Origin of the sequence: Stenotrophomonas sp. WED208 (assembly GCF_040984485.1) — a bacterium.
Lineage (GTDB): Bacteria > Pseudomonadota > Gammaproteobacteria > Xanthomonadales > Xanthomonadaceae > Stenotrophomonas > Stenotrophomonas riyadhensis.
In genome coordinates, this window is record NZ_JAZARB010000001.1 from 1,181,020 (window position 1) to 1,194,411 (window position 13,392).

The window sequence follows — 13,392 nt, forward strand, 5'->3', positions numbered from 1 at the left end:
CCGGCCGGTGAAGCCGTCCGTCGGAAAGGTGGCACCCGACCCCGGAAACCCGGATAATGCACAAAAGCCGGACGGGCCTCCCCGTTCGGCTTTTTCCGTGTCTGGGCCTTCCATCGCCGGCTGCTCCCCGTTTGGAGCCGCCTTCCAGGTGCTGGCCAGCCCCGCCACGGTTCAACCGTCCGCGGCCCCGATGGCCGCAACAAATCGAGGAGCCCGTCATGGGTCAGTCTGTCGTAGTGTTGGGTGCCCAGTGGGGCGATGAAGGCAAGGGCAAGATCGTCGATCTGCTCACTGAGGAAATCGGCGCCGTCGTGCGCTTCCAGGGCGGCCACAATGCCGGCCACACCCTGGTCATCAACGGCAAGAAGACCGTCCTGCACCTGATTCCGTCGGGCATCCTGCGTGACGACGCGCTGTGCCTGATCGGCAACGGCGTGGTGATCTCGCCGGCCGCGCTGCAGAAGGAAATCGCCGAGCTGGAAGCCTCCGGCGTGGAAGTGCGTTCGCGCCTGAAGATCTCCCCGGCCGCGCCGCTGATCATGCCGTACCACATCGCCCTGGACCAGGCGCGCGAGCGCGCTGCCGGCGGCAAGGCGATCGGCACCACCGGCCGTGGCATCGGCCCGGCCTACGAAGACAAGGTGGCGCGTCGCGGTATCCGCATCGCCGACCTGCATTACCCGAAGCAGCTGGAAGAACTCCTGCGCACTGCGCTGGATTACCACAACTTCGTGCTGACCAAGTATCTGAACACTGACGCGGTCGATTTCCAGAAGACCTTCGACGAAGCGCTGGCCTTCGGCGAATACGTGCAGCCGATGAAGTCCGACGTGGCCGGCATCCTGCACGACCTGCGCAAGCAGGGTAAGCGCGTGCTGTTCGAAGGCGCGCAGGGTGCGCTGCTGGACATCGACCACGGCACCTACCCGTACGTCACCAGCTCCAACACCACTGTTGGTGGTGCGCTGGCCGGTTCCGGCGTCGGCGCCGATTCGATCGACTACGTGCTGGGCATCGCCAAGGCCTACGCCACGCGCGTCGGCGGCGGCCCGTTCCCGACCGAGCTGGACGACGAAGTCGGTCAGGGCATCCGTGACCGCGGTGCCGAGTACGGTGCCTCGACCGGCCGTCCGCGTCGTTGCGGCTGGATGGACATTGTCGCGCTGAAGCGTGCCGTGGCCATCAACGGCATCAGCGGCCTGTGCATCACCAAGCTGGACGTGCTGGATGGCATGGAAAAGCTGAAGGTCTGCATTGCGTACGAATACAACGGCAAGCGCACCGAATACGCGCCGCTGGACGCGCAGGGCTGGGAAGACTGCACCCCGGTGTACCTGGAGTTCCCGGGCTGGAGCGAGAACACCCACGGCATCACCAACTGGGACGAGCTGCCGCCGGCCGCACGTGCCTACCTGCGTTCGCTGGAAGAGCTGGCCGGTTGCCCGATCAGCATCGTCTCCACCGGCCCGGACCGCGACCACACCATGGTCCTGCAGGATCCGTTCGCCTGAGGTAGCGCCGGGCGCTGCCCGGCGTAGGTGACAGGAAGAGCCCCGCGAAAGCGGGGCTTTTTCGTTACTGTGTCGGCACGGCCAGCAGGGAAGTGACGTGATGACCCGGATATCAGCGTGAAGGGCGTAACGGTGGTGCGGATCACCCTGTGGGTGCTGTGGAGCCTGTGGGCGCTTGCCTGCGCGGTGCTGGTGCTGGGCGCGATCGCCAACTACATGGCCTCACGCACGCAGGTGCTGCCTCTGGTGCTGAGCCCGGGTGCGACGGCCGAGGTCACGGTCTACCGCTTCATTGATGACCAATTGCGGCTGCGCCTGCGTTACGCGGATGACGGTACTGCCACGGCGATCGACCCTGAGGTGCGCCTGCGCGCGGAAACCCCGACAGATCAAACTGACTTCCGCGCCGAAACGCGTTCGGGCGTGCCGGGCTCCGGCATTACCCGCGCGCTGGAATCGGTTGAGCCTGGTGGATTTGCCGCCTCGTACTTCGGCTATGGCCGGGGGGATGCGCTGCCGCGCGGGCGTTCGTGGCTGCGGGTGACCGTTCTGGAGGTCGAGCCCGCGCTGGCGGGGCGCGTGGCCTCGGTGGAACTGCTGCCACCGATGGACGTGCTGAAGCTGACTGACCTGGACTACGTGTGGCTGTGGCCGTTCTTCTTCTGGAAGGTGGCGGCGTTGTTCCTGCTGATTCCGGGCGCTGCGCTGGCGGTGTTCACCTTCACCCTGCGGCGCTGGCAGCGCCGGGTGCCGTGACCGCCGTGCCATCACCTCTCTGAACCGTACCCGGCCGGATGGCATGGTCGCCATCAAGCCACGCCCGGCAGCGGCCGATAGGGGCGCATCCCCCCGTTTTGGATGTACCGATGAACTACTTGAGGAATGTCAGGGTTGCCTGGCGTCTTGGGCTGGGCTTTGGCCTGTTGCTGCTGCTGGTCGCCGCCGTGGTGGCCACCGGCGCCACCGCCAGTGTCGTGCAGAAGCGCGCGATGCAGCAGGTGGTCGACGTCAGCGTGGCCAAGGTGCGCCTGCTGTCGCAGATGCTCGATGCCAACAACCAGATGATGGTGGTGCGCCGCGAGATGCTGATCCGCCAGGGCGAAGACCGCGGCCACGACGAGCAGCGCATCGCCGATCTGGTGAAGCGCTACGAGGCCAGCTGGACCGCCTACCAGGCGCTGCCCAGCGACGCCGACGGCAAGGCCATTGCCGAAACCATCGCGGCCAAGCGTGCCATTGCGCGCCCGCTCAACAAGCAGACCAGCGAACTGATGGAGCAGGGCGACTACCCGGGCGCCGTGGCGCTGACCCTGGGGCCGGTGCAGGAAGCGGCCAATGGCTGGAACAAGGCGCTGTCCGATGGCGTGGACTTCGAAGAGAAGGAAAGCCGTGATGCCGCCGCCGAGGCGATTCGTCTGGGTGAGCGCAGTCTGCTGCAGCTGCTGGTGCTGGGCGGTGTCGCGCTGCTGGTGGGCATCGGTGCCTCGGTGATGATCGGCCGCAGCCTGACCGGCCCGCTGGCCCGCGCCGTGAACCTGGCCGAACGCCTGTCCAAGGGACAGTTGGACCAGGAGTTTCGTCTTGGTGGCCGCGATGAACTGACCCAGCTGGGCGAAGCCATGGCCAGTGTGCGGCAGAGTGTGCAGGCGGCGATCGGCGCACAGCTGCAGATGGCAGAGCAGCATGAGGCCGGCGCGATCCGCTATCGCATGGACGTCACGGCGTTCCCCGGTGACTTCGGCCGCATGGTGCAGGCCACCAACAGCCTGGTCGAATCGCACGTGCAGGTGGAGCTGCTGATGGCCGAGGTGATGCAGCGCTACGCCATCGGCGACCTCAGCCGTGACCTGCCGGATTACCCGGGCGAGAAGGGCACGCTGACCCGCACCCTGGCGGCAGTGAAGCAGAGCCTGATGGCAATCAACGCGCAGATCGATGAACTGGCCCGCGCCGCGCGCGCCGGTGATTTCAGCATGCGTGGCGACGCCGCTGCATTCCAGTTCCAGTTCAAGGCGATGGTCGAGCACCTCAACGGCATGATGGCCAGTTCACAGGCCAGCATCGCCGATGTCTCCGACGTGCTGCGCGCGATCTCGCACGGCGACCTGACCGCACGCATGGATGGCGAGTACGACGGCGTGTTCGCCCGTATGCGCGACGACGCCAACACCACCACCGCACAGCTGACCGGCATCGTGCGAGGCATCCAGGTGGCTGCCGACAGCATCAACAACGCGGCGCAGGAACTGGCCGCCGGCAACAACGACCTGTCGCGCCGTACCGAGCAGCAGGCGGCCAATCTGGAAGAAGCCGCCGCATCGATGGAGGAGCTGACTTCCACCGTGCGCCAGAACGCCGAGCTGGCGCGTCAGGCCGACAGTGAAGCGCATGCCGCCGGTGCCGCCGTACGCGAGACCGAACAGGCGATGGCACAGATGGCGTCGGTCATGGGTGAGATCGACCAGTCCTCGGCACGCATCTCGGAAATCTCCACGGTGATCGACGGCATCGCGTTCCAGACCAACATCCTGGCGCTGAATGCTGCAGTGGAAGCTGCGCGTGCAGGTGAGCAGGGCCGTGGTTTCGCCGTGGTCGCCAGCGAAGTGCGCACGCTCGCACAGCGTGCCGGTGTCGCCGCCAAGGAGATCAAGGAACTGATCGAAGACGCCGCTGCGAAGGTGAAGAGTGGCCTGGCGGTGACCGTTGAATCGGAAGCGGCGATCGCGCGCGTGGCGCAGGCAAGTTCGCGCACGACCCAGCTGATGAGCGATATCGCTGCGGCCAGCAAGGAACAGGCCGCCGGTATCGAGCAGGTCAACCAGGTGGTGGTGCAGATGGACCAGGTGACCCAGCAGAACGCTGCGCTGGTGGAAGAAGCCACCGCCGCCAGCCGCGCACTGGAAGAACAGGCGCATGCACTGACCACGTCGGTGTCGGTGTTCAAGGTGGAAGGCGACGCAGCTTCGGTTGTGCCGCGTCGCGCAGCCTGAGCTGCTGCGCGGTAAGCGTTGTGGTGCCGGTCACACCATGGGCGTCCATGGTGTGACCGGATGTCAGTCCACGACTTTGCTGATATGTCCGTTCTCAATCTTCCAGATCACGTCCTTGGCCGTACTCACGAACAGTGGCGCGCGTGCCCAGAGACTCCAGTAAACGTGGACCTCGGTCGGCGTTGGATCGAGTAGGTGGGTCACCATCATGGCACCCTTCCGCGGTGGACGCTGCAGCGTGATGCAGGAGAGGGTGTAAGGCCGGCTGGAAGTGATCTTTTCATCCGCGATTTCCACGCGATGGCTTCCCCCCAGAGGCACCGCTGCAGGATCGAATGTGCCGGGAAGCAGGTAGACACTCCAGGCATTTGCCGTGCCGTCCACGTTCGGTAGCACGACCGTGTTGTAGTTCTTCGAGCACGCTTGAAACTTGCTGCTCAATGCCAGTGCACGCGCAGCTGCCGCGCCGGCCTCATAAGGCGATAGTGGCTCGGGTGGCGACAGGGTCTGTACAGGACCGGCAAGCGTTCCCTTGTCGTCGGTGACTACCCGATACAGCACGCTACTGGCACCTCCGAGGATACTGACGACATAGCGGTTGTCGCGTTGTTCGGTGACCCATCCAGCAACGCGGTCATCCTTGCGCATTCCCTTCGCTACGAGTGCGTCGGTTGCGCGTTCGGCGGCAAGATCATGTTCGAACAATGACCGGCCGAGAGATTCGATCCGCGCAATATCGGCGTCCGCAGTCGCGGTCGCAGCCTGACGGGATTCGTGGGGTGGGTCAGAGGCGGTGATCGCATGCGCAGCGGGTGCCATCGATAGCAGGGCTGCCAAAGCTGCGGAGCATTGGACATTCATGGATGATTCCCCTTTGCCGCGTCCAGCGGCTTGGAGAAGTATGGCTGATCTGCGGGCGTCAATCCCGATTGACGGGCTCAGCTGCTGGCGCGGGTACGTGCCGCTTTCTTCGCCGCCACCTTTCGCGCGGTCTTCCTCGCCGCACGGGTCTTCGCCGCTTTCTTCGCGGCAGCACTACGCGATGCAGGGGTGGTGGCCTTCTTCGCCACCGTCTTCTTTGTTGCCTTCTTCGTGGCCGTCTTGCGGGCCGGCGCCTTCTTCGTAGCAGTCTTCTTGGCAGCCACCTTCCTGGTGGTGACCTTCTTTGCCACCTTGCGTCCACTGCCACTGCGCTTGCCGCCGCCGTCCTGCTTGTTCACAGTGGCCCAGGCGATGCGCTCTGCGGTGCTTTCGCTGGCACCGCGCTCGCGCTCGCTCTCTTCGATGTGCTCGGCCTGGCGCTTCTGCTTTTCGGTATAGGCGGACTTGTCACCGCGGGGCATGGCCGGTTCTCCGGTGGGGGCTGTCCCCCACGGTGGACCTGGCGGCGTTAAGCGCAAGTCCCGCAAGGGTGATCGCACCGGCAAGGGGCCTCGGCTATGCTTGTGGCATGCGAGTCGAGCCCGCCGACATCGAAGCCCTGTTCGACGCCATCCCGGATGTGCTGTTCTTCATCAAGGACCTTCAGGGGCGTTACACCCACGTCAACCAGACCATGCTGCGGCGGCTGGGCCTGCGCGCGCGCAAGGACGTCATCGGGCGTACCGCGGCTGAAATCTACCCGACCGGCCTCAGTGCGGACTACGTCGACCAGGACGCCCGCGTGCTGTCCGGCGAGGTGATCGAGAACCTGATGGAGCTGCACCTGTTCGCCAACCGCGAACCGGGCTGGTGCCTGACCTGCAAGCGCCCGCTGGTGGTCGATGGGGCCATCGAGGGCCTGATCGGCATATCCCGCGACCTTGGCCAGAAGGACAGCCTGGGCACCCAGTACGAGCAGCTGCGGCTGGCCCTGGCCCACCTCAATGCGCACTACGCCGAAAACGTGCGCATGCAGACCCTGCTGGACATCACCGGCTTCTCGCTGTCCAAGCTGGAGCGCAGCTTCCGCAAGGTGTTCCAGATGACCCCGCAGCAGGTGCTGACCCGGCTGCGGATCCAGATGGCCATGCACCTGCTGCACGGTGACGACAGCATCGCCTGCATCGGCCAGGCCTGCGGTTTCAGCGACCAGAGCGCCTTTACCCGCAAGTTCAAGGCTGAAACCGGTTTCTCGCCGCGCGCCTACCGGGCCCGTATTGGTGGCAACGTCGGCGAGCCGGCGCTGGCCTGAGCCGCCTGCTGCGCTGTGCCTATCCCCGTGGGCACGGGACAGGGTAAGGTGTCGCCCCTGTAGCCCGCCGCCAGCCCCGCCGATGCCCAACTCGATTCCGACCGCTTCGCCGTCCCGTCTCGGACATTCGCTCAAGCCCCGCCAGCTGATCATGATGGGTCTGGGCAGCGCCATCGGCGCCGGCCTGTTCCTCGGCTCGGGCGTGGGTGTACAGGCGGCCGGCCCGGCGGTTCTGGTGTCGTATCTGGTCGCTGGTGCGCTGGTGATCATCGTGATGAACGCACTGGGCGAGATGGCGGCGGCCAAGCCGACCAGTGGCGCGTTCTCGGTCTACGCCGCTGATGCCATGGGGGCCACCGCCGGCGCCACCGTGGGCTGGCTGTGGTGGGTGCAGCTGGTGATCGTGATCGCCGCCGAAGCCGTCGGCGCGGCCGGGCTTCTTGCCACGGTCTGGCCGGCGATACCGGTACCGATGGCGGCGCTGGCCTTCATGCTGTTCTTCACCGCGATCAATCTGCTCGGGGTGAAGAACTTCGGCGAGTTCGAATTCTGGTTCGCCATCCTCAAGGTGGCGGCGATCCTGGCCTTCATCGCCATCGGTGTGGCGCTGCTGATGGGCTGGCTGCCGCAGGTGACTTCGCCGGGTCTGAGCAACTTCACCGAGCATGGCGGCTTCGCGCCGAAGGGGCTGGCCGGGATCGGCGCGGCACTGCTGGTTGTCGTTTTTGCCTTCGGTGGCACCGAGATCGTGGCTGTGGCGGCGGCCGAAACCGAAGATCCCGAGCGCAGCATTGCCCGTGCCATCCGCACCGTGGCCTGGCGCATCCTGGTGTTCTACATCGGCTCGCTGAGCGTGATCATCGCCGTGGTGCCGTGGACCAGCGAGGCGCTGAAGTCGCCGTTCGCCGCCGTGCTGGACATCGCCCGCATCCCGGGCGCCGGTACCGCCATCACCCTGATTGCCGTGATCGCGCTGCTGTCGGCGCTCAATGCCAACCTCTACGGTGCCTCGCGCATGATGTATTCGCTGGCGCAGCGTCGTGAGGCGCCGGCCGTGTTGGGCTGGACCGATCCGCGCCAGGTGCCGGTGATCGCTGTGCTGGCCAGCGTGCTGTTCGGTTTCGCCGCCACGGTGATGGAGCTGCTGTTCCCGGACAGGGTGCTGCCGGTGCTGCTGAACATCGTCGGTTCCACCTGCCTGCTGGTGTGGACGCTGTCGCTGGTGTCGCAGCTGGTACTGCGTCGTCGCGCGGATCGCCTGGGTACCCGGCTGCCGTTCCGCATGGCCGGCTTCCCGTGGCTGACCTGCTGCGCGCTGGCGATTCTGGCACTGATCTTCGGCCTGCTGCTGAGCGAGTCGCACACCCGGCTGCAGTTCCTGTCGATGGTGGCACTGACCGCCACGATCGCCGCCAGCAGCGCCATCGCGCGGCGCATGCGCGAGGCGTGACTGAAGCTGCCGGCCAGCGGCCGGCACTACCACGGGGGCTGCACATCTGCCGTGCCATCCTGATCGCGTGGGCCGTCACCGGCCCGTCGACCAGGAGCACCGCATGCTGCGCAGCCGTCCCTTCCTGATGTTCACCGGCCAGGCCGAGGCCGCCTTGGCCCTGTACGCCGAAGCCTTTGCCGATTTCCGCCTGCTGGCGCTGCAACGCCACCCCGAGGGGGCCGGCGCCGGTGTGCCTGGGCAGGTCCGCCAGGCGATCTTCCTGCTCGGTGGCACCCACTACCTGTGCTTCGACAGCCTGGACGTGCACGAATTCACCTTCACCCCGTCGATCTCGTTGTTCGTCGAGTGTTCCGGTGCCGAGCAGTTCGAGCGCGCGGCGCGGGTACTGGGTGAGGGCGGCCATTGGTTGATGCCGGTGGGCGACTATGACTTCAGCAACCGCTACGGCTGGGTGCAGGACCGCTTCGGCATGTCGTGGCAGTTGAGCCTGGGGCAGATGCCGGACCCGTGATCGGATGTTTGTGGGTGTGGGCCCTGGTCCATACGCCCCTATGAAAACGGCCCGCTTGCGCGGGCCGTTTTCTTTACCGATGCAGCGAGGAATCACGCCTCGACTTCATCATCCTTGTAGGCATCGACCGGGATGCAGGCGCACATCACGTTCTTGTCGCCGTACACGTTGTCGACACGGGCCACCGGCGGCCAGTACTTGCTCTGCTTCAGGCTGGCCAGCGGGAAGGCGGCAAGTTCGCGCGGGTAGGCGTGGGTCCACTCGCTCGCGGTCACTGCGGTGGCAGTGTGCGGTGCGTTCTTCAGCGGGTTGTCCTCGCGGTCCAGGCGGCCGTCTTCGATCGCGGTGATTTCCTCGCGGATCTGGATCATCGCGTTGATGAAGCGATCCAGCTCGTGCAGCGACTCGCTCTCGGTCGGTTCGACCATCAGCGTGCCGGCCACCGGGAAGCTCAGGGTCGGGGCGTGGAAGCCGAAGTCGATCAGGCGCTTGGCCACGTCCTCGGCACCGATGCCGCTGGTCTTCTCCAGCGGGCGCACGTCCAGGATGCACTCATGCGCCACCAGGCCGTTGCGGCCGGTGTACAGGGTCTTGAAGTGCGGGGCCAGGCGCTTGGCGATGTAGTTGGCATTGAGCTGCGCGACCTGGGTGGCCTTGCGCAGGCCTTCGGTGCCCATCATCGCGATGTACATCCAGCTGATCGGCAGGATCGAGGCGCTGCCGAAGCTGGCTGCGCTGACCATGCCGACCGGGCCGTGGTCACCCAGCTTGCCCGGCAGGAACGGCACCAGGTGCTCCTTGACCGCGCACGGGCCGACGCCCGGGCCGCCACCGCCGTGGGGGATGCAGAAGGTCTTGTGCAGGTTCAGGTGCGAAACGTCCGAACCCCACTTGCCCGGCTTGGCCACGCCGACCAGGGCGTTCATGTTGGCACCGTCGGTGTACACCTGGCCGCCGTGCTTGTGGATGATCTCGCAGATCTCCACCACCTCTTCCTCGAACACGCCGTGCGTGGACGGGTAGGTCATCATGATCGCGGCCAGGCGGTCGCTGTACTTTTCGGCATTGAGGCGGATGTCCTCGACGTCGACGTTGCCGTTGGCATCGGTCTTGGTGACCACCACCTTCATGCCGCACATCTGTGCCGAGGCCGGGTTGGTGCCGTGCGCCGAGTCCGGAATCAGGCAGATGTCGCGATGTTCCTCACCGCGCGAGCGGTGGTAGGCGCGGATCGCCAGCAGGCCGGCGTACTCGCCCTGCGCGCCGGAGTTCGGCTGCAGGCTGACCGCATCGTAGCCGGTGCACTCGACCAGCATCGCTTCCAGCGTATCGATCAGTTCCTTGTAGCCCAGCGCCTGGTCGGCCGGCACCAGCGGGTGGATCTGCGAGAACTCCGGCCAGGTCACCGGGATCATCTCGGCGGTGGCGTTGAGCTTCATGGTGCACGAGCCCAGCGGGATCATCGTGCGGTCCATCGCCAGGTCCTTGTCGGCCAGCGAACGCAGGTAGCGCAGCAGTTCGTGCTCGCTGTGGTGGGTGTTGAACACCGGGTGGGTCAGGAATGCGGACTGGCGCAGCAGGCCGGCCGGCAGGGCATCGGCGGTGCTGGCATCCAGCGCGTCGACATCCAGTGCGGCACCGAATACGGCAGCCACGGCAACGATGTCGGCGCGGGTGGTGGTCTCGTCCAGGCTGATGCCGACCGAGTCGCTGTCGATCGCGCGCAGGTTGTAGCCGGCGGCGCGGGCCTTGGCGTGGATCTCATCGGCGTGCACGCCAGTGACATGCAGGGTGTCGAAGAAGTCGCCACCAACCTGCACGCCGGCCTTGCGCAGCGCCGCAGCCAGGATCGAGGCCAGGCGATGGGTGCGGCGGGCGATGCGGGTCAGGCCTTCCGGGCCGTGGTAGACGGCATACATCGACGCCATCACCGCCAGCAGCACCTGTGCGGTACAGATGTTGGAGGTGGCCTTCTCGCGGCGGATGTGCTGCTCGCGGGTCTGCAGGGTCAGGCGGTAGGCCGGGTTGCCCTGGGCATCGACCGAGACGCCGATCAGGCGGCCCGGCATCGAGCGCTTGTAGGCATCGCGGCAGGCCATGAAGGCCGCGTGCGGGCCACCGAAGCCGAACGGCACGCCGAAACGCTGGCTGTTGCCGACCACGATGTCCGCACCCCATTCGCCCGGGGCGGCCAGCAGGGTCAGCGCCAGCAGGTCGGTGGCCACGGCCACCAGGCCACCGCGTGCGTGCACGGCATCGACCAGCGCCTTGTAGTCGCCGACCTGGCCAAAGGTGTCCGGGTACTGCAGCAGCAGGCCGAAGGCTTCCGCTTCCAGCGCTTCGGCCGGAGTGCCGACGCGCAGCACGATGCCCATGGGCTCGGCGCGGGTGCGCAGCAGCTCCAGGGTCTGCGGGTGCACGGCGTCGTGCACGAAGAAGGTGTCCGACTTCGACTTGGCCGAACGCTTGGCCAGGGTCATCGCTTCAGCAGCGGCGGTGGCTTCGTCCAGCAGCGAGGCGTTGGCGATTTCCATGCCGGTGAGGTCGGCGCACAGGGTCTGGAAGTTGATCAGCGCTTCCATGCGGCCCTGCGAGATTTCCGCCTGGTACGGGGTGTAGGCGGTGTACCAGGCCGGATTTTCCAGGATGTTGCGCAGGATCACGTTCGGCGTGTGGGTACCGTAGTAGCCCTGGCCGATGAAGCTGCGCAGCACGGTGTTCTTGTCGGCGATCGCACGGATCTTCGCCAGTGCCTGCACTTCGGTCATCGACTCCGGCAGCGCCAGCGGCGCCGGCGACTTGATCTTGGCCGGCACGATGGCATCGGTCATCGCATCCAGCGACGCGTGGCCGACGACGTCGAGCATCTGCGCGATCTCGGCATCGTTGGGACCGATGTGGCGCTCGACGAACGCGGAATGATGCTCGAGCTCACGCAGGGAAGGGGTGTTCTGGGACATGGCGAAGGATCCGTCAGGAAAGGGCACACGCACGGGCACAAGCCGCCGGTCGGCGGTCTGCGGGGCGCCCCTCTGTCCTTTTGCCTGAGAGTTTGGAAGCGCGGCGAACCGCAGCTTCGTGCCCCTTCGGCGCCGGATCGAACCGGTCTCTCCAGAGTTGTGTTACGGGTGGTATCGGGCCTGAGCGATTACGGGCGTTGCGCCTTCGGCAGCGGTGTTCCGCTTCTCCCACCGTGTTGCCCGCCGATTATAGCCCGTTGCGGGCGCGCCGGCCGCCTTCGGACCTGGCCGCCGCGCCTGAATGGCCGATGGCCCGTCCGTGCGTTTTGTGCACTGCTGCATGGCATCAGGCGCAATCCCCACCTATGATGGGCGGATACCCGAATTCATCTGGCGCCGTCCCTGCTGCAGGGGGACCGGCGCCCGCCGTGCGTGCCGCGCATGGCCCTGCCGGACGCCTTCTCCATGACCGCCGCTGTTGCTCCTTCCACCCGCCGCATGGCCCTGCTGCTCGCCGGCCTGGCCATGTTCGGTCCGTTCTCGATCGACACCATCTTCCCGGCGTTCCCGCAGCTGGCCCAGCGCCTGGCGGTGGACGAGGTGGCAGTGCAGCAGACCATCAGCGTGTACCTCCTGTTCTACGGCCTGATGAGCCTGGCACACGGCCCGCTGTCCGATGCCTGGGGCCGCAAGCGAGTGATCCTGGGCGGCCTGGTGGTGTTCGTCGGCGCTTCGGTTGGCTGCGCGCTGTCCACCGACCTGACCACGCTGCTGGCGTTCCGCGCGCTGCAGGGCCTGTCGGCAGGCGTCGGCATGATCGTCGGTCGTGCGGTGATCCGTGACCTGTACCACGGCCACGACGCGCAGCGACTGATGAGCCAGGTGTCGATGCTGTTCGGCATCGCTCCGGCGATCGCACCGATCATCGGCGGCTGGATCCTGCTCAGCGGCGCCGGCTGGCCACTGATCTTCTGGTTCCTGGTGGTGTTCGCGCTGGTGCTGCTGGCGGCGACCGCACGCTACCTGCCGGAAACCCATCCGGTGGAGGCACGGGTGCCGTTGTCGCCGCGCGTGCTGATGCGCGACTACGTGCGCATTGGTTTCAACCCGCGGTTCCTGCGCCTGGCGCTGGCCGGCAGCATCGGTTTCGGCGGCATCTTCCTGTACATCTCCTCGGCGCCGGTGTTCGTGATGCAGCACCTGCATCTGGGCGAGGGTGGTTTTGCCTGGCTGTTCATCCCCACCATCGGCGGCATGACCACCGGCTCGTTCCTGTCGGGGCGCATGGCCGGGCACACCACGCCCACCCGCCAGGTCGCCATCGGTTTCGTCCTGTGCGCGCTGTCGGTGCTGCTGAACGTCGGCTACGTGGCGCTGGCCCCGCAGTTCGTGCTGCCGTGGGCGGTGCTGCCGATCTTCCTGGGCGGCATGGGCATGGCGCTGATTTTCCCGATCCTGGCGCTGGCGGTGCTGGACATGTACCCGCACCAGCGCGGCCTGGCCTCGTCGCTGCAGGCCTTCGTGCAGCTGATGATCAGCACGGTGGTGGCCGGCGTGGTGTCGCCGCTGCTCAGCGCCAGCCCGCTGCACCTGGCGTTGGGCCAGGCCGCCTTCTTCGGTGCTGGTTTCGTGTTCTGGTACTGGGAACACCAACGTGAACGCGCGGCGCAGGCAGTCTGCACGGGTCACTGAGCAGCGTGCAGGGGTAGGGCAGGCCGCGACGCCCGCAGCGCTTGCGACGGGAAACCACGGGACTAGGCTGGGCACTCCAGCCAGCCGGTGCACAGGTGCACG

The 13,392-nt window shown here is 66.5% G+C and carries 10 protein-coding genes and 1 riboswitch; of the genes, 7 read left to right on the top strand and 3 right to left on the bottom strand.

From position 1 onward, the window contains the following. The first annotated feature begins 218 nt into the window (after positions 1-218). From VPH47_RS05165 to VPH47_RS05175, 3 genes are all read left to right on the top strand, one after another. Entirely contained in the window at positions 219-1,511 is a 1,293-nt protein-coding gene (locus tag VPH47_RS05165) for an adenylosuccinate synthase (protein ID WP_006463282.1), read from the top strand. Positions 1,512-1,628: 117 nt separating this feature from the next. Further along, positions 1,629-2,267, top strand: a complete 639-nt coding sequence (locus VPH47_RS05170; RefSeq protein WP_110713165.1) for a hypothetical protein — start codon at positions 1,629-1,631, stop codon at positions 2,265-2,267. 110 nt (positions 2,268-2,377) lie between these two features. Beyond that, positions 2,378-4,501: a methyl-accepting chemotaxis protein gene (locus VPH47_RS05175; protein WP_153855755.1), complete on the top strand. Its 2,124-nt coding sequence runs from the start codon at positions 2,378-2,380 to the stop codon at positions 4,499-4,501. A gap of 63 nt (positions 4,502-4,564) precedes the next feature. Here VPH47_RS05175 and VPH47_RS05180 read toward each other — a convergent pair whose 3' ends face one another. Together VPH47_RS05180 and VPH47_RS05185 are read right to left on the bottom strand one after the other, a co-directional pair. Further along, positions 4,565-5,362 (bottom strand): hypothetical protein, encoded by a 798-nt coding sequence (locus tag VPH47_RS05180; RefSeq protein WP_368850266.1) that lies wholly within the window; start codon positions 5,360-5,362, stop codon positions 4,565-4,567. 77 nt (positions 5,363-5,439) lie between these two features. Next, a complete protein-coding gene (locus VPH47_RS05185) occupies positions 5,440-5,844 on the bottom strand; it encodes a hypothetical protein (RefSeq protein WP_121504627.1) in 405 nt (134 codons plus the stop codon). 107 nt (positions 5,845-5,951) lie between these two features. Between VPH47_RS05185 and VPH47_RS05190 the strand changes: the two genes are divergently transcribed. The 3 genes from VPH47_RS05190 (at position 5,952) to VPH47_RS05200 (ending at position 8,638) form a co-directional block, all read left to right on the top strand. After that, the gene (locus VPH47_RS05190; protein WP_032127825.1) at positions 5,952-6,674 is read left to right on the top strand and encodes an AraC family transcriptional regulator; all 723 of its coding nucleotides are present in this window, start codon (positions 5,952-5,954) and stop codon (positions 6,672-6,674) included. An 82-nt stretch (positions 6,675-6,756) separates the two neighbouring features. Further along, positions 6,757-8,124, top strand: coding sequence for an amino acid permease (locus VPH47_RS05195; protein ID WP_014038111.1), 1,368 nt, complete (start codon positions 6,757-6,759; stop codon positions 8,122-8,124). A 103-nt stretch (positions 8,125-8,227) separates the two neighbouring features. Further along, positions 8,228-8,638, top strand: coding sequence for a VOC family protein (locus VPH47_RS05200; protein WP_368850267.1), 411 nt, complete (start codon positions 8,228-8,230; stop codon positions 8,636-8,638). A gap of 92 nt (positions 8,639-8,730) precedes the next feature. On the opposite strand, the gene gcvP is transcribed toward VPH47_RS05200, so the two are convergent. Further along, a complete protein-coding gene (gcvP, locus tag VPH47_RS05205) occupies positions 8,731-11,598 on the bottom strand; it encodes an aminomethyl-transferring glycine dehydrogenase (RefSeq protein ID WP_368850268.1) in 2,868 nt (955 codons plus the stop codon). A 62-nt stretch (positions 11,599-11,660) separates the two neighbouring features. Beyond that, positions 11,661-11,763, bottom strand: a riboswitch (glycine riboswitch). Positions 11,764-12,063: 300 nt separating this feature from the next. On the opposite strand from gcvP, the gene VPH47_RS05210 reads away from it, so the two are divergent. Continuing rightward, positions 12,064-13,290 (top strand): multidrug effflux MFS transporter, encoded by a 1,227-nt coding sequence (locus VPH47_RS05210; RefSeq protein ID WP_106469715.1) that lies wholly within the window; start codon positions 12,064-12,066, stop codon positions 13,288-13,290. Positions 13,291-13,392 lie beyond the last annotated feature (102 nt).

Coding starts and splice junctions, on each gene's coding strand:
- VPH47_RS05180 (WP_368850266.1), bottom strand. CDS start 5,362: ATGAATGTCCAATGCTCCGCAGCTTTGGCAGCCCTGCTATCGATGGCA.
- VPH47_RS05190 (WP_032127825.1), top strand. CDS start 5,952: ATGCGAGTCGAGCCCGCCGACATCGAAGCCCTGTTCGACGCCATCCCG.
- VPH47_RS05195 (WP_014038111.1), top strand. CDS start 6,757: ATGCCCAACTCGATTCCGACCGCTTCGCCGTCCCGTCTCGGACATTCG.
- VPH47_RS05200 (WP_368850267.1), top strand. CDS start 8,228: ATGCTGCGCAGCCGTCCCTTCCTGATGTTCACCGGCCAGGCCGAGGCC.
- VPH47_RS05210 (WP_106469715.1), top strand. CDS start 12,064: ATGACCGCCGCTGTTGCTCCTTCCACCCGCCGCATGGCCCTGCTGCTC.
- gcvP (WP_368850268.1), bottom strand. CDS start 11,598: ATGTCCCAGAACACCCCTTCCCTGCGTGAGCTCGAGCATCATTCCGCG.
- VPH47_RS05175 (WP_153855755.1), top strand. CDS start 2,378: ATGAACTACTTGAGGAATGTCAGGGTTGCCTGGCGTCTTGGGCTGGGC.
- VPH47_RS05185 (WP_121504627.1), bottom strand. CDS start 5,844: ATGCCCCGCGGTGACAAGTCCGCCTATACCGAAAAGCAGAAGCGCCAG.
- VPH47_RS05165 (WP_006463282.1), top strand. CDS start 219: ATGGGTCAGTCTGTCGTAGTGTTGGGTGCCCAGTGGGGCGATGAAGGC.